This is a genomic window from Magnetospirillum fulvum MGU-K5 (assembly GCF_000442515.1).
GTDB classification, from domain to species: Bacteria; Pseudomonadota; Alphaproteobacteria; order Rhodospirillales; family Magnetospirillaceae; genus Phaeospirillum; species Phaeospirillum fulvum_B.
This window is the reverse complement of record NZ_AQPH01000117.1, coordinates 1-5462: the sequence shown is the minus strand read 5'-3', so window position 1 is coordinate 5462 and position 5462 is coordinate 1. Positions and strand designations below refer to the sequence as shown.

The window sequence follows — 5462 nt, the reverse complement described above, 5'->3', positions numbered from 1 at the left end:
AACAGCAATTGTCGCCGTTGCAGGTGATGCAATTGGCCGGCGGGGCCGGGGCGGCGCTGCCCAACGGTGGCGCGTTGCTGGATCCGACCTTTAACGCCGCAGCCCAGGCGGTCCAACAGCAGATACAGCAGCAACAACAGCAATCGCCGCCGCCGCCCCCACCACCACCGCCGTCACAAGGCAGCGAGACGCAGGGACCGCCCCCGGGAGCGGGGCAAACCCTGACCACGCTGCAAGACGTGGTGGTGGCCCAGGTCGATCAGGTCAAGAAGCAGATCGCCAAGGATATCGAGGCCAAGGACGACCCGACCAAAGGCATCCAGGATTTACCGCCGCCGCCACCGCAGACCCATGCCCCCAGCGGCAACAGCGCCCCGGTGGTCAGCAATGCCCAGGCTCTGTCGGCCAATCAGACGGCGTATCATTTCACCGAAGCCGATTTTCTCTCTTATTACCGCGATGCCGACGGGGATCCCCTGGTCCGGATCAAGATTCTGACCTTGCCGCAAACCGGGATTCTGCGCCTGGGCGACCAGATCCTGGAGACAGCCGGGGTGGAAGTGTCGCGGGAGCAGATTTCAACCCTGTCCTATCTTCCGCCATTGGACATCCACCCGAATCTGTCCGGACAGACCGGCCAGTTTCTCTGGGTTGCCTTTGACGGAACCAGTTACGCGGCGGTTCCGGCGGTTATGACGGTGGGTCCGCTTCAGATCAGCGTCAATGGCCTCTATGACGGCAGCAGCGAAACCCGTCCGATCGAGGTGACCGGCGGCAGTGGCAACGACACCCTGATCGGCGGGATCGCGTTCGATACCCTGGTCGGCGGGGCGGGTGACGATCTGATCGTCGCTGGCCCCGGTGGCGGGATTCTTGATGGCGGTAGTGGCAACAATGCCGTCAGCTTTGCCGAGATCAATCAGGGCGACCGGACCCTGATCGTCAATCTGGACGCCCATTACGCCAGCCTGTATCAGCTTGGTCAGGAAGTGCCCGACTTCTTCGCCAAGCTGACCCATTTCGACACGGTGATCGGTAGCGCCGGGGACGACACCATCAGCGGCGACGATTCCGCCAATACCCTGGTCGGTGGGGCTGGGGCCGATAGTCTGACCGGCGGCGACGGGGCCGACGTGTTCCGCTATGTCGCCGCCACCGATTCGACGGTGCAGAATCACGACGTCATCGCCGATTTCACCACGGGCGACCGACTTGAATTCGCTGGAATGAGCGGGATCGTCTATGATTCCACCTATGCGCCGGAACTGGGGGGGTATGTTGCCGCCACGGTCGCCGCGTTGGCCGCCGATCCCGACATCACCAACCGGGCGGTGTTCTTCGTTCAGGACAATTCCGGCTGGCTTTACATCAAGGGGGCGGGCAGCGGGACCAGTTTTGACGGCACCCTGATCCAGTTGCAAGGAGTGCTGACGCCGCCCCCGATCTCGGCCCTGTCCGGGGTTAGTCCGGTCCCGGTGACGATCCCCGACGGCGTTCTGGTTCCGACCGGGGTTCTGGCCAGTGATGGGACCGGCCCGGCGGGGCAGGCCGCGCTGGACCCGACCAAATTCAACACCGGACAGCTCAGCCTCGCCTTTGACGTCTGCCTGTCTCCGCAACTCGGCAGCGGGTCGGGCTCGCTGGTGACGCTGAACGATGCGAATGGGCTGCCCTGGCTGGATATTCGGGTCGAGAACGGCCAGATCAACGTGTGGAACAATTGGGGTGGCGCGTCCTCCGCCACGCTGCCGGTTGGGGAATGGCACCGTCTGTCGCTGTCGCTTGATGGTACCAGGGGCGAGAATTCCTCGATCCGCCTCTATCTCGACGGCACGCTGGTCCAGAACATTTCGCTTAACGGCAACGTGCCGGCGATGACCGAGATCACCCAGGACTTGACGGTCGGGACGTCGAGTTTCGGCGGGGCCGCCGCTCTGTTCGACAATCTGGCGGTATGGAACGTCGCGCGCGGTCCCCATGCCAGCAATTACGGCCAGGGGCTGGTTGCCCAATGGACCTTCAATGACGAGGGGGCGGCCGATTGCGTCTCCTCATCCGGTTCGGCGATCCCGCTGACCGTGGGGGCGGGCGGGCGGATCGTGTCCTACCAGCCGCCTGCCGTGCGCCAGGGCACCGCAACCGGCGCGACCGGCACCGATGACGCCCCCCCGGCATTGGGAGAGACAAATGCCGTTCATCTTGACGGTAATGGCAGCGCGATCCGCTCCGCCACTTTGTTCGAGCCGGGAAAAGGCGACTTCACCATCGAATTGTGGGCCAAGCTCGACACGTTGAGCGGAACCCAGTTCCTGTTCTCGAAGGATCAGTCGGGCAATCCCGGCGGGTGGGGGCTTTATATCCGGGACGGGATGCTGATCGCCAATCTGCCCGGACTCGGAGAGAGTGTGCTGAACTGCCCCGTCAACGGCACCAACTGGCATCATTTCGCGCTAAGCCGCGAGGGAACCACCCTCACTCTCAGCGTCGATGGCGAGACCAGTACGACGATTGTGACGGATCAGGTCTATGACCTGAACAACGGTATCCCGACGCTGATCGGTGGGCGTTTCGACAATCTGTTCGGCGATAACCAGAGCATGCTGACCGCCAGCCCGACCGAAAGCCTGCAAGGCTCGGTCGCCGAGGTGCGGGTGTGGTCGGCGGCGCGGGATATCACCCAGCTTGAGGCGGATAAGACCCATCGCCTTAGCGGGGCCGAGCCCGATCTGATCGAATACATGCCGCTGAACGACCGGGCGGCTAATGTCACCGTCACCACTGTGCGCGACGTGGTCGATCCGTTGGTGCGGGCCGATGGGGCGGGAGCGGTCACGGTGAGCGGCCTGCCGGTCGGCTCCCGGGCGGTCGATCTCAGCGGCAGCGCCAGCGGGCTGGTGTCCCCCACCCGGTTCGATCCGGGAACCGGGGCGTTCACGATCGAATTGTGGGCGCGCGCCGACAGTCTGGCCGCAACCTCGATGCTGTTCGCCAAGGATCAAAGCGACGATGCCACCGGCTGGTCGCTGAATTTAAGTGCCGATGGCCATCTGGTCTTCGTCGTTCCGGGCGGGCAGGTAATGCAAAGCACCGGCGTGGTGACGGCGGGAAGCTGGCATCATTATGCCGTGAGCCACTCGGCCGACGGTCACCTGACCCTTTACATCGATGGGGCCGCCTCGGGTTCGTGCTCGGGGGTGACGGCGAATTTCACCAACGGGATTCCGTCGATCATCGGCGCCCGGCTGGGCAACAATTCCGCGCTGCAATTGAACCTCGACGGCGCGGTCAGCGAGGTGCGGCTGTGGTCGGTGGAGCGTAGCGCGGACGCGATCAACGCGGGCAAGGCGACCCGTCTTGCTGGGACCGAGGCCGGTCTGGTTGATTACCTGCCGCTTGACGGCACCCTGACCGAGATCGTTCCGGCCGAGAACTCGGACTATCGGCTGTCCCACGCCGACGTTAATCATCTGAGCGAAGTTCAGCATCAGGCGATCAGCTTTGGCAACGGCAGCACCGCGTCGGCCGGGTCCGCTTTCAGCATCGGAACCAGTGATTTCACCGTCGAATTGTGGGTCAACCCCGCTTCGTCGGGGACGCTGGTGTCAAAGGGAAGCGCTCTCCGGCTGGCTCTGGTCGATGGCGTCCCGACCGTGACGTTGGGTGGGACAATCGTGATGCAGGGCGAGTCCCTGCCCGCCGAGAGTTGGAGCCATCTGGCGCTGACCCGCGAGAACGGGACTTTGTGCCTGTATGTCGATGGGGTGTTGAGCCGGGTGGCTTCGGGCGCGACGGGGGCAATCTCCTCGTCCGATCCGCTGCTGTTCGGCGGCAATCAGTTCAGCGGATTGATGGCCGGAATTCGGCTGTGGAATGTCGCCCGCGCCGAGGACGATATCCTGAGCGGCCTGCATGTCGTGTCGCCCATCGGGTCCGGGCTGATCGGTTCGTGGTCGGGTCTGGTTGACAGCGTCGCCAGCGCCAGCGTCACCGGTTTGTCCGATGCCTCGGGCCACGGCCACACTCTTTCCTTCTCGAACGGAACCAGCCTGACCGATGGGGGCGATCCGCCGCTGGCCCGGTCTCCGGTCGAAATCGATGGGGGCGAGCCCTATCACGGCACGGTGGTGGCGACGACAATCGACGGCCAGCCGCCGACCTTTACCCTGACCACCCAGCCCCAGCACGGCACCCTCTTCCTTGGGACCGATGGGCGTTATGTTTACACCCCCGCCCACGGCTATACCGGGATTGATGCGTTCGACATCACGGTGGGGAACGGCACCCTTCACCATGTCCAATCGGTCGCGGTGCTGGTGACGCCCGCCGCGACGATTGCCGGGGCATCCCAGACGGTGACCACGCTGTCGCTTGACGGCAACGATTCCGCGACGATCGCGAGTGCTGCCGCGCTGCGGGGACTGGATGACAACGGCTTTACCGTCGAAGCCTGGATCAAGCCCGACAGTGACTGCACCGCCCCCGACGGCGATCATGTGATTTTGTTCAAGGATCTGGGGTCGGGCGGTTCCTTCTCGCTCAAGATCCAGAATGGCACGCTGGTCTATTGCTCCCAAGATGCCGACGTCACATCGACTGCCAGCGTGGCCGCCGATCAATGGACCCATGTGGCGGTGACCCGGTCCGGCTCGGATATCACCCTGTTCGTTAACGGAATCGCGGTTGCCGCGCGTCATGACGCCGCCCTGATTGACCCGACGAAGGCCACCGGCGGCGCTCTGCTGGTCGGCGCCGAGCAAGTCTCGAGCGATGAGCGAGGGCACTATTTCTCGGGCGAGGTCGCCTCGGTCCGGCTGTGGAGCCAGGCTTTGACCGAGTCTCGTCTGGCCGACATTTACAACGATACCGTCGATAGCGGCGAAAGCGGGCTGATCGGACTGTGGACCGGCAGCGGCATGGACGGGGCCAATGGTACCCACCAGCCGACCGCGATCGACGATGTCGCGGTTCCGGTCTATGGCGACCGCATCACCTGCGACTATAGCGGCAGTTATTCGGGATCGCTCGACACGATCCGGTCCGGTGGCGGTGACGGGCTGGGCACGGCGGCGGTGACCTATCAATGGAGCCGGGTCGGGACGGGGACGACCGGCCATGGCGGAACGGTGACGGTCGATCCGGGCGGTAATTTTCACTATGAACCGGCGGCCGACTGGTCCGGTCTCGACAGTTTCGTCGTCCAGGCGACCGGTTCTGACGGGCGGGTTCTGACCCGCGCGATCGTCGTCGAGGTCAAGCCGATCCAGCCGCCGACCGAGGTGACGATTGATCCCGGATCGGTGGAATCCGGCGAGGGGAGTCTGGGCATCACTCTGGTCGATACGGCCGCGGCCGAGGCGCACCAGACCGTGTCGGCCCGTCTGAGCCTCGATCATGCGGCGATCGTGCTGAAGGACACGATGGGCGTGACCGTGACCGGCAACGGCAGCGGCTCTGTTGTGTCA

At 64.3% G+C, this 5462-nt stretch carries 1 protein-coding gene; it reads left to right on the top strand.

The window, feature by feature from the left end:
- Positions 1-5462, top strand: a 5462-nt coding sequence (locus K678_RS16705) for a LamG-like jellyroll fold domain-containing protein (RefSeq protein ID WP_021133656.1), incomplete at both ends; no start/stop codon positions are given.